The sequence below is a fragment of the Clostridium sp. K04 genome, assembly GCF_019734375.1.
Classification (GTDB): domain Bacteria; phylum Bacillota; class Clostridia; order Clostridiales; family Clostridiaceae; genus Clostridium; species Clostridium saudiense.
Window position 1 is genome coordinate 32,706 of sequence record NZ_JAASHD010000015.1, and the last position, 14,707, is coordinate 47,412.

Below are 14,707 nucleotides of genomic sequence, written 5' to 3' on the forward strand. Positions count from 1 at the left end.
ACTACCTCCATTTTTCTAAAACCTCGAGCATAAAGCCTTTTACATCAATTCCATAAACTTCTTGTAGTCTTTCTTCAGTTAATACATCTTTTGGATTTCCTGACCCTATAATTTTTCCATCATTCATCATTACTACCTTTTCTCCAAAAGCTTGAACTAGATTTAAATCATGTAATACAGCAACAATAATTTTATTATTTTCCTTCGTCCATTTATTTAAATAATCTAATATTTCTATTTGACATTTTAAATCTAAATGATTAGTAGGTTCATCTAATAAAATTATATCTGGATCTTGTGCAAAAGCCCTAGCTAAATATACTCTTTGCAGTTGTCCTCCTGATAATTGACTTATAAGTTTATCTTTAATATCAATTAACCCTACATTTTCAATACTTTTAAGAATTATTTCTTCATCTTTTTTATTTATCTTTGAAAATACTCCTTTTAAATGAGCATATCTTCCTAAAGCTACTGTTTCATAAACTGTATATGGAAAATATATATTACTAGCTTGTGACATTAATGCAACATTTTTTGCTAAATCTTTTCTATTTAATTGGCTTATTTCTTTAGAGTCTAATGTTATATTTCCTTTATACTCTAATAAATTTGCTATTGATTTTAAAAGTGTACTTTTCCCACAGCCATTAGGACCAACTATGCAAAGATTTTTACCTCTCTCAACGCTAAAGCTTACCCCTTTAACAATTTCTTTATTGTCATATCCACATCTAACTTTATTAACTTCTAGCATTAAAATACCCACCTACTTTGACTTTTTAAAATATATATAAGCAAAAAATGGTCCGCCAATTAATGCTGTTATTGCACCAACTGGTAATTCTGATGGAGCTACAATAGTTCTTGATACTAAATCCGTCATTATCATCATACATCCACCAAAAACAACAGACATTGGTATAACATAAGCATGCTTTGAACCAAATATTTTTCTAACAACATGTGGTGCAATTAAATCTATAAACCCTATAGTTCCACTAAGTGCAACTGCGCTACCTGTAAGTATTGCAACAAATAAAAATAACCTTCTTTTAACTTTATTTGTATCTACTCCTATAGTTTTTGCTGCTTCTTCTCCAAATGTTAATACATCCATTTCTTTAAAATAAAAAGATACACCTAAAATTCCTATAATAAAAAAAGGTATACCTGCTTTAACATAACTCCATCCTCTCATAGAAAATGATCCCATAGACCACATTGTTATACTTTCCATCTTATCTGATGCTAAAGCTGAAATAGTAGTTAATGTAGCACTAAAAAATAGTGATAACACCATACCTGCAAGTATTATTGTTGTATTAGACATTCCTCTATCTACTTTTTCTGAAAACTTTAATACTATTATCATAGTAATTAAACTGCAAGCAAATCCTACTACTGGCATAGTTAATCTTCCCAAAAACGGAATTGATATTCCTGTTACTATAATAATACCTACACCTAATGAAGCACCAGATGATAATCCTAAAGTATATGGTGAAGCTAATTGATTTTTCAAAACTGATTGTACTATTGCGCCACTAGCAGCAAGAGAACCACCAACCATAAATGCAAGTAATACTCTTGGTAACCTTAAATTCCATATTATAGATACTTGCTTAGGTTCAATTCCATCAAGCAATGGGACACTAAAAAACTTATTAGCTAATATAGAAAAAGTATCCAATATGCTAATATTGGAACTTCCTAAGGAAGTTCCAATACATATAGCTAATAATACCAACGGAATTGATAAAATTAATAATATTTTATTTTTATAGGTCTTTATACTCATCTGGATAAATAGCTTTTGCTATTTCCTTTAAAGCTTTTATAACATTTTGTGATGCTCTTGAAGATGAGTTTTTATCTATTTGATATACATCTCCATTTTGTACAGCAGTTATTGTGTCCCAGCCTTCTCTGCTTTTTATATCTTCCACAGCAGTTAAACCTGCTTCATTAGTTCCTGGAGTATTTGCTAAAATAACATCAGGATTAGCATCTATAACAGCTTCTGGTGTTACTGTTATCCATGAATTTTCTTCTCCAAAAATATTAGTAGCTCCTACTGTTTCTATAAGCTCATTTAAGAATGTATCATTTCCAAATGTATAAAGCCCTGCTCCAGCCCCAATTTCAAAATAAACTTTCTTTTTATCTGCTATAGTATCTCCAATTGCCTTTATCTTAGCAACTTCTTCTTTCATAGAATTAATTATTTCTTCACCTTTTTTTTCAGTACCTGTTAAACTTGCAATAAACTCTATATCACCATATATTCCATCAATACTATAACTACTTGGAATATATACAACTGTAATACCAGCCTCTTTTATTAAAGCAAATGGATCTTCATCTCCAGATTTATTATGACCTGATGCTATAACTATATCAGGATTTAAAGAAATTATTGTTTCCGCATCTGGATTTCTAAAATCTATTTTAGGTAAATCTTCACTTACTCCTTCAACATCAGCTGAGTATTTATCTACAGCTACTAATTTATCTGCTAAACCTAATTCTACTAATACTTCTGTATTAGATGGTGCTGTAGAAATAATACTATTAATTTCACTAGGAACATTAAATTCATTTCCTTCTCTATCTGTCATCGTTGTAGGCTTACTTGAACATCCTACAAATATCATCATAGCCATTATAAATGTAAAAGCTAATGATAAAACCTTTCTCATTTTTTGCATTACTATTCCTCCTAAATGTATACTTTAGAGTGGTGTAATTTAGTTAGTAATATATTAATTAGGCTTTTCATATATATTTTTTACTAATTTTAACCCTATTAATTTTTTCTAACTAAAAAAAGCGCTTTCATATTTGAGAGCGCTCTAAAATACATAATAACTTTGATAATTTCTTAATATTTCTTAACATTAAATATTCATAAAATAAACTTAATATTATAATTTATTAAGTTTATTCTCTAACACTTAAAATCTAAAAACAAATCATATTAATTATATTATCTATTATTCGTATCTATTATCTCACCCTCAGAAGATAATATTATCATCATAGTAGGCAGGTCTCCCGACTTAACTTCATCCTACTCTCCATACCTTCCCGTATTTTTATACAGTGGCTATACATGAATTTCGTCAGTCTTACGGTTACTGGGGTAGTTTAGGACTTCAACCTAATTCCCTATTAAGTTTAAAAAAACACCTATTATGGTTTAAAATTCATAATGATTATATCTTTATGAATTTTATTTGTCAAATAAAATATGCTTTAATTCAGCAATCAATTTATTATTTTCTTCTCTTGTTCTTACTGCAACTCTATAAAAACTATTATCTAGTCCTATATAATTATCACAGCTTCTAACTAATATTTTTCTTTTAATCAATTCACCTTTTAAATCTAAATTAGTTAATATTTTAAACATTATGAAATTCACACTTGGTTCAAAAACATATAAATATTTTATTTGCTTTAAAGCACTATATAAATATTCTTTCTCATCTTCTATATATTCTATACTTTTTTTAATATACTGCTTTTCTGTTAGTCCTTTAGTTATACCTTCAGCTGCTATAACGTTTATACTCCACGGCACTAAAATCTTATTTATTTTATCCATTATTTCCTTATTTGAACACAATCCATACCCTATCCTAGCCCCTGGAATTGCAAAAAATTTAGTTAATGATTTTACAATTATTAGGTTTTCATAATCATTTAATAATTTATTACTTGAATATTCCTTATTATCTTTAACAAAATCTAAAAAAGATTCATCAATAACAACTATTGTATTTGTAAGTATTGACTTATTTAATACTTTTTTGATAAATTCATTTGTTGTCAAAACTCCAGTTGGATTATTGGGATTACAAATAAAAACTATATCTATATTATTTTTTATATTCCCTATAAATTCATTATCTAAATTAAAATTCTTAGATTCCTTTAAGTTATAATATTCTATCTCACCATCAATACTTAAAATTGCTTCTTCATACTCTGAGAAAGTTGGAGCTGGCAATAATGCTTTTTTAGGTTTCAAAGCGCGTACTATATTAAATATTACTTCTGCAGCTCCATTCCCTAATGTAATATTTCTTGTATTTATTTTTTCAAACTCTCCAATAGAGTTCTTTAAATCAAAATAAGTTATATCTGGATATTTAACTACTTTATCAATTGCATCTATCATTGCCTTTTTAACATTTTCACTTATCCCTAATGGATTTATATTGGCTGAAAAATCTATAATTTCACTTGGATTTAACTTATATTTTCTTGCAATTTCTTCAGTATTTCCACCATGAACTGCCATAACCTTTCCTCCTTAAAAAATAACATTTATACTCCAATTAATAATTAATGCCATAATACACCCTAAAACAGCACTACAATATAATATATTGTTTGTGTTATTTACCTTATTAATATCTATTTTTTCTCTATCATCACCTATAGTTTGTTTTTCCACGAGCTTTCCAAAATAATAGTTTGGACCTCCTAATTGAACATTTAAAGCTCCTGCCACAGCAGCTTCTGGATGCGCACTATTAGGGCTGCTGTGATTATTTTTATCCCTTTTATAAATTTTAAAGCTATTTTTATAATCTAAACCTAAAATAAAAGATACTACTACAATAAAATACCCACTTAACCTTGCAGGAATATAATTAAATACATCATCAAGTTTTGCTGGAAAATATCCAAATTCAATATATTTGTCATTTTTATATCCAAACATAGAATCCATAGTATTTACTGCTTTGTATAGAAATGCTAACGGAGCCCCTCCTATACCTGCATAAAAAAGAGGTGCTATAACCCCATCTGACATATTTTCAGCTACTGTTTCTACAACAGCTTTTAATATTGATTCTTTATCTAAATTCTTTGTATCTCTTCCTACTATATATGATAACTGCTTTCTTGCTCCTTCAATATCATCCTTAATTACATATTTAACAACTTTCAAACCTTCAATCTTAAGAGCCTTTGTTGATATACAAAAATAAATCATTACAGATCCTAATATCATTGTTACACTTGGATTAATTCTATATGTAACTTTAAGTAATAAATAATTAAATATAAATACTATAAAAACCACAAGTATCCAAGTTAATAAGCCTGCGACTTTTAAGTATCTCTTTAATATACTTCTAAAAAACTTTTCCACTGTCTTACATAACGATCCTATTATTCTAATTGGATGTATAGGATTTTGTGGATCACCTACTATTAAATCTAATAAAAATCCTAATATTATTTCAATCATTTTTCTAACCTTTCTATAACTATATTTTGTTTATCTCTTCAAATTTAATATTATTATCTATCTTTTCTAAAATAATTTCATAACCTCTTCCACACTCCGGTTGATACTCATAAAAGCTTTTACTGCTATCATAAAATATTTCTAGTATAGTTCCTATTGTTCCCCCATGAGAAACTAAAACTACTTCACTCATGTTCTCTTTATAACACCCATCTATAAACCTATTAAATGCTTCTTTTATTCTTTTTTTATATTGACTCTTACTTTCTCCATTAGGACATAATACTTGTCCATCTTTATCTGTAATCCACTTAATATACTCTTTATTTTCTTTAAGCATATCATAACTTTTCATTTCAAAATCTCCAAAGTTATACTCCCAAAATTCATTAATTTCGCTATATGTTTTTTCTGGATATAAAATTTCTAATGTTTCATTTGCTCTTTTTGCTCCGCTACTAAAAAAACTAATACACTCTGGATACTTTACTGTACTTTTAATATCATATAATTCTTTTTTTCCTCTTTCACTTAATGATATATCAGTCTTTCCACAATACAGATGCTTTTCATTAGCTTCTGTTTTTCCATGTCTAATTAAATAAACCTTCAGCTTTTTCATACATCTTTTTCTCCTTATAATTATCTCTTACGAGAATATCATTTTTAAATCTTTTCTACAACTAAGTTTTGTTAATTATTAAATTTAAGTATGCTTGTTTTAAGTATTACTACAAGTAATTTTTATAGCATTTTCATAATATTCTTCTAATTTACTTACAGAAAAATTTGATGTATCATATATGCTACTTACAGTATGGCCATCTTAAAAAAAGAAAAACCAACAAATAATTTTGTTGGCTAAACTTAGCATATAAACTTAATTCTTAACTTTTAATTATTGTTGATATACCACAAAAAACTCTATATACGCAGGAAGATTCTTTTGATAAATATTGAAGACATCTTCCTGTTTCTTCTCTCCACATTCTATCTTCTTTTTTTAATGGAACTATTCCACTTGATATTTCATCAGAAATTATTATTTTATCTTTAAATAAATTTATATTTTCTTTTATATATTCAAGTGAACTTTTATTTTTTAATGTATTATTATATGTAAATTTATGAAGTCCGCAAATAACCTTTTTAGAAAAATCTATTTCACCATCACTACAATAAAATATATCCTCCTCATTAATATTAAACTTTTCTTTGATAAAATCTTTTTTCCCGTTATATGCTCCACCAAAAACTAATATCATAATTTTCTCCTTAAAACCAAATTTGTTTTATTATGAATATATAATATTAAATAAAACTTAAAACTAAAACTCCAATAGCTTCTGCAATAACAAGTCCATATCCAGCACTATCTCCAGACATTCCATCAAATTCCTTAGCTGCATTATTAACTAAAAAGACACTTATTAAAATCATTCCTAAAATCATTATTAATCCATATATACCAAAAATGAATACTGAAATTAAGCTTGCTATTATTAAACCAGATAGCAATACTACTTTATCTACTTTTCCTGTTCCTTGTTTGAAAAATGCACCTAATGAACTTGCCTTCATGGATTCTTTTGACAATAATAAATATCCCATTAAACTTCTAGATATAATAGGTATTAAAATTAATCCTACAGAACTACCATTAAAATTATTAATAGTACTCTCATTAATATTATTACTTATTACTGTATGAAGTGTAGAAAAGTTTAGTATAAATAACATAATTACAGATATAACTGCAAATGCCCCAGTATGAGGATCTTTTAATATTCTTAACTTTTCTTGCTTATCTCTTCTAGAAAGAAGTGCATCACAAACATCCATATATCCATCTAAATGAAGCATTCCAGTTAAAATAAATGGTGTTATTAACGTAACTGCAGTAGTTACCATGATGCTGGCACCTAATAAATTTAGTATTCTAAAAACTCCATACCAAATTACTCCTACAATCAATCCTATAACAGGATAAAACTTCATTATATTTTTTCCACCTTCATCATCCCATTCATATTTAGGTAATGGAATAATAGTAAACATGCTTATTGCCATTAAAAATCCCTTAAAATATTTTTTCATTTTTCCTCCTTTGGATTTAGCTGTGCCTCTATTATATAACTTTACCCTTATGGTAAATTATATTTCCATAAGAACATTCAACTACTGTATCAGCTATCTTTGCTAGTTTTCTATTTACAACTCCTATTTCTTTTCTGAAATTTTCTGTATAACAATCATATTGAATGCTATCACTAAATAAATAGTCTGATACTATAACTACATTTTTAGAATTATTAATAATTTCTAATATTCCTGATAAAATATCATCACTAACATCTTTGTAAAATTCTTTTCCTCTAAACATATAGTTTGTAACAAGTGATGTTATACTATCTATTAAAACAGTATCTTCCTCTTTTATAAGACTTGAAACTTTGCTCATATTTAATGTTTCTTCTATTGTATTAAATCCATATCCTTCTCTTTCCCTTAAATGATTTTCTATTCTTTTTAAATCTTCTAAGTCATATGGATTCATTGTTGCAACATAATATAATTTGCCTACTTCCCTTTCTATCTCTCCATCTAACTGGCCATTTATAGGATTTTTTAAGCTTTCATTTAACGATTTTGATAAATTTTGCGCAAACATGGATTTTCCACTTTTAGCTCCACCAACTACTAAAACAATCATCTTATCTCCTAAACTATATAGTTTTCTTCTCCTCTAACTTCATCTAAATAATCATCATTTATTTCAGCTTCATCAAATGTTGCCATATTATTCATCATTGCACAACTAAATTCAATTACCGAAAATGCTATAGGACACCCGCTACCTTCCCCTAATCTCATATCTAAATCAAGCATTGGCTGTAATTCCAATTCTTTCATTGCAATATTATAACCTATTTCTTTAGAGCAGTGTGATGTTATTAAATACTCTTTAACTAATGGATTTATTCTTACTGCTGCTAATGCTGCAACTACCGATATAAATCCATCTATCACTATAGGTATTTTATAATAAGCCGCTCCTAAAAACACTCCCATCATTCCAGCTATATCAAAACCTCCAACTTTAGAAACTACATCAATTGGATCTTTTTTATCTGGATTATTAACTTTAATCGCTTCTGATACTACCCATTTTTTCTTTTCAAAAGCCTCCTTCGTTATTCCTGCGCCTTTACCAACAGCTTCTTCAATACTACATTCAGTTAAGCTTACAAGAACAGAACTACTTGTTGTTGTATTTCCTATACCCATTTCTCCAACACCTAATATGTTATATCCATCTTCATAAGCACTCCTAGCCATTTCAATTCCTATATTTATTGCTCTTATACATTCATCATAACTCATAGCTTGTCTCTTAACTATGTTATAAGTTCCTTTTCTTATTTTCCTATCTATAGCCCCTGGAATTTTTATATCTGTATTTACTCCTATATCAACAACTTTTAAATCACAATTATTTTCTTTAGCTAGTACAGCAACTCCTGTTACTCCCCTTGAAAAGTTAATTGTTTGTGCTAGTGTTACACTTTGAGGTGCTGAAGCAACTCCTTCTTCTACAACCCCATTGTCTGATGACATTATAATAATACATTTTTTATTTATAGAATTTTTTATCTTACCTGTAATTCCAGCAAGCTTTATTGCTATATCCTCTAATTTACCTAAGCTCCCTAAAGGTTTTGCAAGCGAATTAACTCTTAACCTAGCTTCTTCTATAGCATCTTCATTTAATCCTGTTATATCATTAATAATTTTTTTAAGCTCTAATTTTTCGTTTCTCATTGTTTCACCCCAATTATTTATTTAAAACATCCTCTTTTTTTGTTATAATACTTTATTATTTGTTTAAATGTCAACAATCATATATTAAACAACTTTTCATTTAGGAGAACAATATGAACAATACTATAATTAACTTTTTACAAAATGAAATGAAATGGAATAAATTAAACATATCATCTATAAAAAAAATAGGCGGACTTAGTAGCGAAAATTATAAAGTTTCTTATAATAACAATAATTATTTTGTAAAAATTTGCACTCATAATTATTTACATACCGATAGAAAAAGTGAATTATCAATAATAAATAAAGCTATAGAAATAAATTTAGCTCCACATTTATATTACTTTTCTACTGAAACTGGTAATATGATTAGCAGTTGGATTAATGGTACCATGCCCTCCTTAAATGATTTTTCTTCAACTAAATTTCTACATAAACTTTCTGTTGCTTTAAACAGTTTTCATAATTTAAAATGCCAAAAATATTTTAACCCTTTTAATCATATAAGAAAAAGAATCAATCTATGCAATGATTTGAATCTTCCCTTACCAAAATCTATAGATACACTACTAAACCATTTAAATAATCTAGAAGTAAAGCTTAGTAAAAATCCTTTAATAGGTCTTTGCCATAATGACCTAAATGCTTCAAATATTATTTTAACTGAAGATAATATATATTTTGTAGATTATGAATACTCTTCTATGGGTGATGTATTTTTTGATTTAGCAACAATATCTTGGTTTTTTAATGAAAGATCTAGGAAAAACTTATTAGAACTATATTTTAATGAATATACTGAACAACATTATGAAAAATTATTAGATTACCTTTTCGTAGTGAAATTTTATAATGCCACTTGGTCATTGCTTAAATCTTCTGATTCTAGTTCTGACTATGATTATTTAGCTGGTGCTAAAATGATATTTAATGATTTGCTCGATTATAACTCTATACGAAATTTTTAATAAAAGAGAGGTTTAAACTGTGATAAAATACTTATTATTTGATTTAGATGGAACAATAACTGATCCTAAAGAAGGTATTACTAAAAGTGTACAATATGCTCTTAGCAAGTTGGGAATTGAAGAAAACTGTGAAAATCTTCTTAAATTTATAGGTCCACCTTTATTAAATTCATTTATGGACTTTTATGACTTTGATAAAGAAAAGGCTGAGCTTGCAATAAAGTATTATAGAGAACGTTATTCTACTATTGGTTTATTTGAAAATAGTGCAATTGAAGGTATTGAAGAAGTTTTATCTAAATTAAAAGAAGCTGGATTTGTACTAGCTATTGCTACTAGTAAGCCAACTCATTTTGCTATTCCTATTTGTGAAAAGTATAATTTAGATAAATATTTTGATTTAATTTTAGGAAGTGAATTAGATGGAACAAGATCAAAAAAATCTGAAGTAATTCTTGAAGTGCTTAATAAGCTAAATGCTATACCTAATGAATCAATTATGATTGGAGACCGCATGCACGATATAATTGGAGCTAAAGAAGCAGGAATTAAAAGTATTGGAGTTACATTTGGATATGCAGAAGATGGAGAATTAGAAGAATCAGGAGCTGACTTCATAGTAGAAAGTTCCTCTGAACTATTATCTTGTATATTTAAATTAATTTAGTATATATTTAAAAATATAAAAGAATTTGTATAAAACAAATTCTCTTATTATCTCATTTTATAACTTTATTCCTTACCAAACACCTTTAAATATCATTACTTATTTCTTCTAACTCATTAATTATTTTGCTGCTTATCTTTTTTAAAATATATTTTAAATTATGCTTTAGAATTTTATATTTAAAATATCGCAAAAAAATAAAGGAAATCTATTTCTAAATCTCCTTTATTATCATATACCATAATGAATTAAATGCTTATTTTGTTTTATTGCAAGATTAATTTTTATAATTAATTTTTCAAGTTCATTTGATTTAAATTGCTTATTTGCAGTAGTAATTATTTTTCTAAATTCTTTTAATGAACCTGGTGGTATAATTGTAGTTCCACAATAATCTAGTCCTAGTGCAGGATGTTTTTTCATATGAAAATAAGTTTTTAAATTTCCCAATTCCTCCAAGTATTCTGTTATCATTTCTTCTATTAAATCATCACTAACAGAAATACAATTATACTTTTCAGGTTCATAATCACTATACAATTTATCATCTTCAAATCTTTCAATGATTCCAAAATCATGTTTTGCCAAATTCCCACCCCTAATAAATTATATTTTCCAAATTATATTCTTAAACTAAACCTTAAAATTTTAACTCCTTATTAAATATATAATCAAACCTCTAAGTATAAATTACATTAATGTTACAAATTATTATTGAAATACATTTTATATTACTATGTATTATTACTCATCAAAAAAGAATAACATTTCTGCTATTCTTTCTCTTACTACTTCTTATTATTACAATTTTTGTCCAAACAATCTTCTAACAAATCACTGATAGCATTTGTTAGTTGACAATTTGAGTTCATAAAATAACAATTAGTCATTTGGTTATTCCAAGCATATAAGAATATTAGAAATAATACTAAATTCATAAATCTTTGTCCATAACACTGTAGTAAATTTAATAATTGACAAGCCAAAAATTCATTTGTTCCTTCTGTATCGCTATTGCTACCGCAATAATTTTCACAAAGTTCTTCTAACTCACCATCATTTAAGTCATTTAATATATCGTTTAAATTAGATGTTGATCCAAATGTACTCAATTTTCTTTTCCTCTCAAAAAGTTATCTAACGCTTCATAATACGCTAAAAACATAGAGATTGCTACAATTTTATATAATTTAACCTAAACTCATTACTTATGTATATTCTCCTTCGCTTAAAAACTCCTTTTAGATAAATTTATATTTATTAAATACCTAATCATAATAATATGTGATAAATTAATAAAAAAAATGTCACAACACTAAATAAAGTATTGTAACATTTTTTAACTACATATTAAACTTTTATAGTTCCATGCTTTAATAAATGATTTATTCTCTTAAAATAAGTTATACCTAATGGAATTGCCGCTGCAAGCCAAGCTACTGGATCCGCTAAGCATATTCCTAAAAACTCTATATATCTTGGTAATGTAAATGCTACTACAGCTCTTGCAATAAGCTCATATGCTCCTGCCATCATTGGAACGAATGAATCCCCTATTCCTTGAAGTGCATTTCTATATATAAATATTAATCCAAGAGGTATAAAGAATATTGCTGATATATCAAGCACTTGTTGAGCATATTTTAGTATTTCTGCATCTGGATTACTTATAAACATCATAACAAAATATTTACCAAGGAATATTAATACTGCTCCCGCAATAATACTAGTAATAATAGAAATTTTAGTACATGCCTTTACGCCTTCTCTTATACGATTATACTCCTTAGCACCAAGATTTTGACCACAATACGTAGCCATAGTTACACCAAAAGTAATTGCCGGCTGCATAACAAGTTGAAGTGCTTTCGAAGCTGCAGTATATGAAGCAATAATAGTAGAACCAAATACATTTAATGCTCCTTGTACTGTCATTATACCAATTGCAGTTATTGAAAATTGAAGCGCCATTGGAATTCCTATTTTTAAATGTTTATGATAGTATCTTTTCTTAACTTTAAAATCTTCTTTCTTAAGTCTTAAAATAGTAAATCTCTTATATGTATATATTAGACAAAGTATTGCCGATACACCTTGAGAAATAATTGTTGCATATGCAGCACCTGCAACTCCCATATTAAAGTTAATTATAAATACTAAATCTAAAATTACATTTAATACTGAAGAAACTATTAAGAAATATAACGGTGTTTTACTATCTCCTAATGCTCTTAATATACTTGCAATTAAGTTATATGCAACCGTTGCTACAACTCCTGCATAAATTATTTTTATATATAAATATGCATCACCTATAATATTTTCAGGTGTATTCATTAATTTTAATAAAGGCATAGCTCCTAATAAGCTAACTATTGTAATTACCACTACTGAAATTACAGTTAATGTAATGGCACTTGCAACCGCTTTACGTAAGCCTTTTTCATCTTTAGCTCCAAACCTCTGAGAAACTAATACTGCAAACCCACTAGATAATCCAGTTGCAAATCCATTAACTAAGAATACCATTGAACTAGTTGCTCCAACAGCTGCTAATGCATCTACTCCAACAAATCTACCAACTATTATAGTATCAACCATACTATAAAACTGTTGAAATATATTTCCTATTAATAAAGGTATTGAAAATAGTAAGATTAATTTTGTTGGATTACCTTTAGTCATATCATTTGTCATATTGTTTTTCATCCACTCATCTCCCCCTAACATCTTATTTCACAATTAAATAGAATATCATCTTTATTATACTTTTGCAAAACAAATTTTAAGAGGTAAGACTAGTTTCCTTACCTCTTATATATTATTATTGTTTTACTATACACTTATTTAGATCTCGCTTCTTTAATCCATTTCTATTAGCTTTACTTATCCAAAATCTATTTGCTGCAAGTCTAAATGCAAACCTTGGAAACATACTTGGTGTTGTAAATATATCATCCCCACTTTTATTTTCATTTATATTTTTAGCCAAATTATCTAATGCTAATCCTAAATTAGTATTGGGACCTTTACCCATAGGTACATTCCTTAATCCTCCCATCATTTCTCCAGCCCCTATACCAATTCCTTGTGCCCATTTTATATTCATCTTTTTACACCAACATTTCATTATATTAAGTGCTATTTTATTTTGCTTACCTTCATAAAAGCCGCAGTTGGCAATAACATATACATTAACTCCTTTTAGATTATCTTTAAAATTCTCTTCTAGCATAATCAAAAATTCTAAAACATGAGAAGGTAATGAATCTACATATAATGGAAATGCAAATACTAATGTATCAATAGTATTAATCTCCTTTATAATATCTTCATAATCTACTTTTTTAGATAATTTATATTTAACTATATCTTTGCTTTCAATAAAATCACTTAATATATTTAGAAAATATTCAGAGTTACTTTTAGATACCTTTGGACTACCATCTATCATCATTATTTTCATTACAAAGTACCTCCTATTGTCAATATATTTTTTACAAAAATAGTATCACTAGTTTTAGTATTTAAATTTATGCCATTTCCTTTAACTAATTCTTGAGCCATTTCCTTTTCTTCATGAGATATATTATCACCATAAAAATACACTCTCATATTTATTTGCTTTTTATACCTACTTTTATGGTGAATTTCATTATTTCTTATTGTAAAATAAGGATGTATATATCCTATACTACGATCAAGTATATTTTTAATAAATGGACTATACATTCCATACTTACATTCACTTATTATTATAAGTTCATCACAACTAGCAATTTTTTCTCCCATTTTATTATAATCATCTTTTATAACACATTCTCCTGGAGTTTTTATCCAAAAGCCAAAACACCTAATACACTTGTTTATTCTTTTTCCTTTACAAATTATAATATCCTCTTCATTTAAATTCTCTGAAATATTATTAAAATCTTCTTTACTTAAATCATGAATTATTAACTTCATATTTTTTATCCT

The 14,707-nt window shown here is 27.2% G+C and carries 17 protein-coding genes and 1 riboswitch; of the genes, 2 read left to right on the plus strand and 15 right to left on the minus strand.

Annotation, left to right across the window (positions count from 1 at the left end):
- Position 1 precedes the first annotated feature (1 nt).
- The 10 genes from HCG70_RS07975 to cobT all read right to left on the minus strand — a co-directional run bounded on the left by HCG70_RS07975 (position 2) and on the right by cobT (position 9,091).
- Complete coding sequence (locus HCG70_RS07975) at positions 2-757, minus strand: ABC transporter ATP-binding protein (protein ID WP_042394887.1); 756 nt, start codon at positions 755-757, stop codon at positions 2-4.
- Between the two features lie 12 nt (positions 758-769).
- A complete protein-coding gene (locus HCG70_RS07980; RefSeq protein WP_042394888.1) occupies positions 770-1,801 on the minus strand; it encodes an iron ABC transporter permease in 1,032 nt (343 codons plus the stop codon).
- Positions 1,782-2,711 carry an ABC transporter substrate-binding protein gene (locus HCG70_RS07985; RefSeq protein ID WP_055292136.1) on the minus strand — a complete coding sequence of 310 codons (930 nt, stop codon included), beginning with the start codon at positions 2,709-2,711 and terminating at the stop codon, positions 1,782-1,784. Before HCG70_RS07985 ends, HCG70_RS07980 begins: the two co-directional genes overlap by 20 nt.
- A gap of 318 nt (positions 2,712-3,029) precedes the next feature.
- Positions 3,030-3,211, minus strand: a riboswitch (cobalamin riboswitch).
- Between the two features lie 24 nt (positions 3,212-3,235).
- Positions 3,236-4,309 (minus strand): threonine-phosphate decarboxylase CobD, encoded by a 1,074-nt coding sequence (gene cobD, locus HCG70_RS07990; protein ID WP_042394893.1) that lies wholly within the window; start codon positions 4,307-4,309, stop codon positions 3,236-3,238.
- A 12-nt stretch (positions 4,310-4,321) separates the two neighbouring features.
- On the minus strand, positions 4,322-5,269 hold the full coding sequence (gene cbiB / locus HCG70_RS07995) for an adenosylcobinamide-phosphate synthase CbiB (protein WP_042394895.1): 948 nt from the start codon (positions 5,267-5,269) through the stop codon (positions 4,322-4,324).
- A 19-nt stretch (positions 5,270-5,288) separates the two neighbouring features.
- Entirely contained in the window at positions 5,289-5,891 is a 603-nt protein-coding gene (locus tag HCG70_RS08000) for a histidine phosphatase family protein (protein ID WP_042394899.1), read from the minus strand.
- Positions 5,892-6,156: 265 nt separating this feature from the next.
- Positions 6,157-6,534, minus strand: coding sequence for a bifunctional adenosylcobinamide kinase/adenosylcobinamide-phosphate guanylyltransferase (locus HCG70_RS08005; RefSeq protein WP_042394904.1), 378 nt, complete (start codon positions 6,532-6,534; stop codon positions 6,157-6,159).
- A 46-nt stretch (positions 6,535-6,580) separates the two neighbouring features.
- Positions 6,581-7,366, minus strand: a complete 786-nt coding sequence (locus HCG70_RS08010) for an adenosylcobinamide-GDP ribazoletransferase (RefSeq protein WP_042394906.1) — start codon at positions 7,364-7,366, stop codon at positions 6,581-6,583.
- Positions 7,367-7,397: 31 nt separating this feature from the next.
- Positions 7,398-7,982 carry a bifunctional adenosylcobinamide kinase/adenosylcobinamide-phosphate guanylyltransferase gene (locus HCG70_RS08015; RefSeq protein ID WP_055277138.1) on the minus strand — a complete coding sequence of 195 codons (585 nt, stop codon included), beginning with the start codon at positions 7,980-7,982 and terminating at the stop codon, positions 7,398-7,400.
- 8 nt (positions 7,983-7,990) lie between these two features.
- Positions 7,991-9,091: a nicotinate-nucleotide--dimethylbenzimidazole phosphoribosyltransferase gene (gene cobT / locus HCG70_RS08020; RefSeq protein ID WP_221697672.1), complete on the minus strand. Its 1,101-nt coding sequence runs from the start codon at positions 9,089-9,091 to the stop codon at positions 7,991-7,993.
- 113 nt (positions 9,092-9,204) lie between these two features.
- On the opposite strand from cobT, the gene HCG70_RS08025 reads away from it, so the two are divergent.
- Positions 9,205-10,062 carry a choline/ethanolamine kinase family protein gene (locus HCG70_RS08025; protein ID WP_221697673.1) on the plus strand — a complete coding sequence of 286 codons (858 nt, stop codon included), beginning with the start codon at positions 9,205-9,207 and terminating at the stop codon, positions 10,060-10,062.
- Positions 10,063-10,081: 19 nt separating this feature from the next.
- Positions 10,082-10,729, plus strand: a complete 648-nt coding sequence (locus tag HCG70_RS08030; RefSeq protein WP_042394915.1) for an HAD family hydrolase — start codon at positions 10,082-10,084, stop codon at positions 10,727-10,729.
- 231 nt (positions 10,730-10,960) lie between these two features.
- Here HCG70_RS08030 and HCG70_RS08035 read toward each other — a convergent pair whose 3' ends face one another.
- From HCG70_RS08035 to HCG70_RS08055, 5 genes are all read right to left on the minus strand, one after another.
- Positions 10,961-11,317 carry a hypothetical protein gene (locus tag HCG70_RS08035; RefSeq protein WP_042394917.1) on the minus strand — a complete coding sequence of 119 codons (357 nt, stop codon included), beginning with the start codon at positions 11,315-11,317 and terminating at the stop codon, positions 10,961-10,963.
- Positions 11,318-11,517: 200 nt separating this feature from the next.
- Positions 11,518-11,841, minus strand: a complete 324-nt coding sequence (locus tag HCG70_RS08040) for a hypothetical protein (RefSeq protein ID WP_042394920.1) — start codon at positions 11,839-11,841, stop codon at positions 11,518-11,520.
- 238 nt (positions 11,842-12,079) lie between these two features.
- Positions 12,080-13,426, minus strand: coding sequence for an MATE family efflux transporter (locus tag HCG70_RS08045; RefSeq protein WP_042395193.1), 1,347 nt, complete (start codon positions 13,424-13,426; stop codon positions 12,080-12,082).
- Positions 13,427-13,553: 127 nt separating this feature from the next.
- Positions 13,554-14,195, minus strand: coding sequence for a hypothetical protein (locus tag HCG70_RS08050; protein ID WP_055277129.1), 642 nt, complete (start codon positions 14,193-14,195; stop codon positions 13,554-13,556).
- Positions 14,195-14,695 (minus strand): flavodoxin family protein, encoded by a 501-nt coding sequence (locus HCG70_RS08055; RefSeq protein ID WP_221697674.1) that lies wholly within the window; start codon positions 14,693-14,695, stop codon positions 14,195-14,197. Before HCG70_RS08055 ends, HCG70_RS08050 begins: the two co-directional genes overlap by 1 nt.
- Positions 14,696-14,707 lie beyond the last annotated feature (12 nt).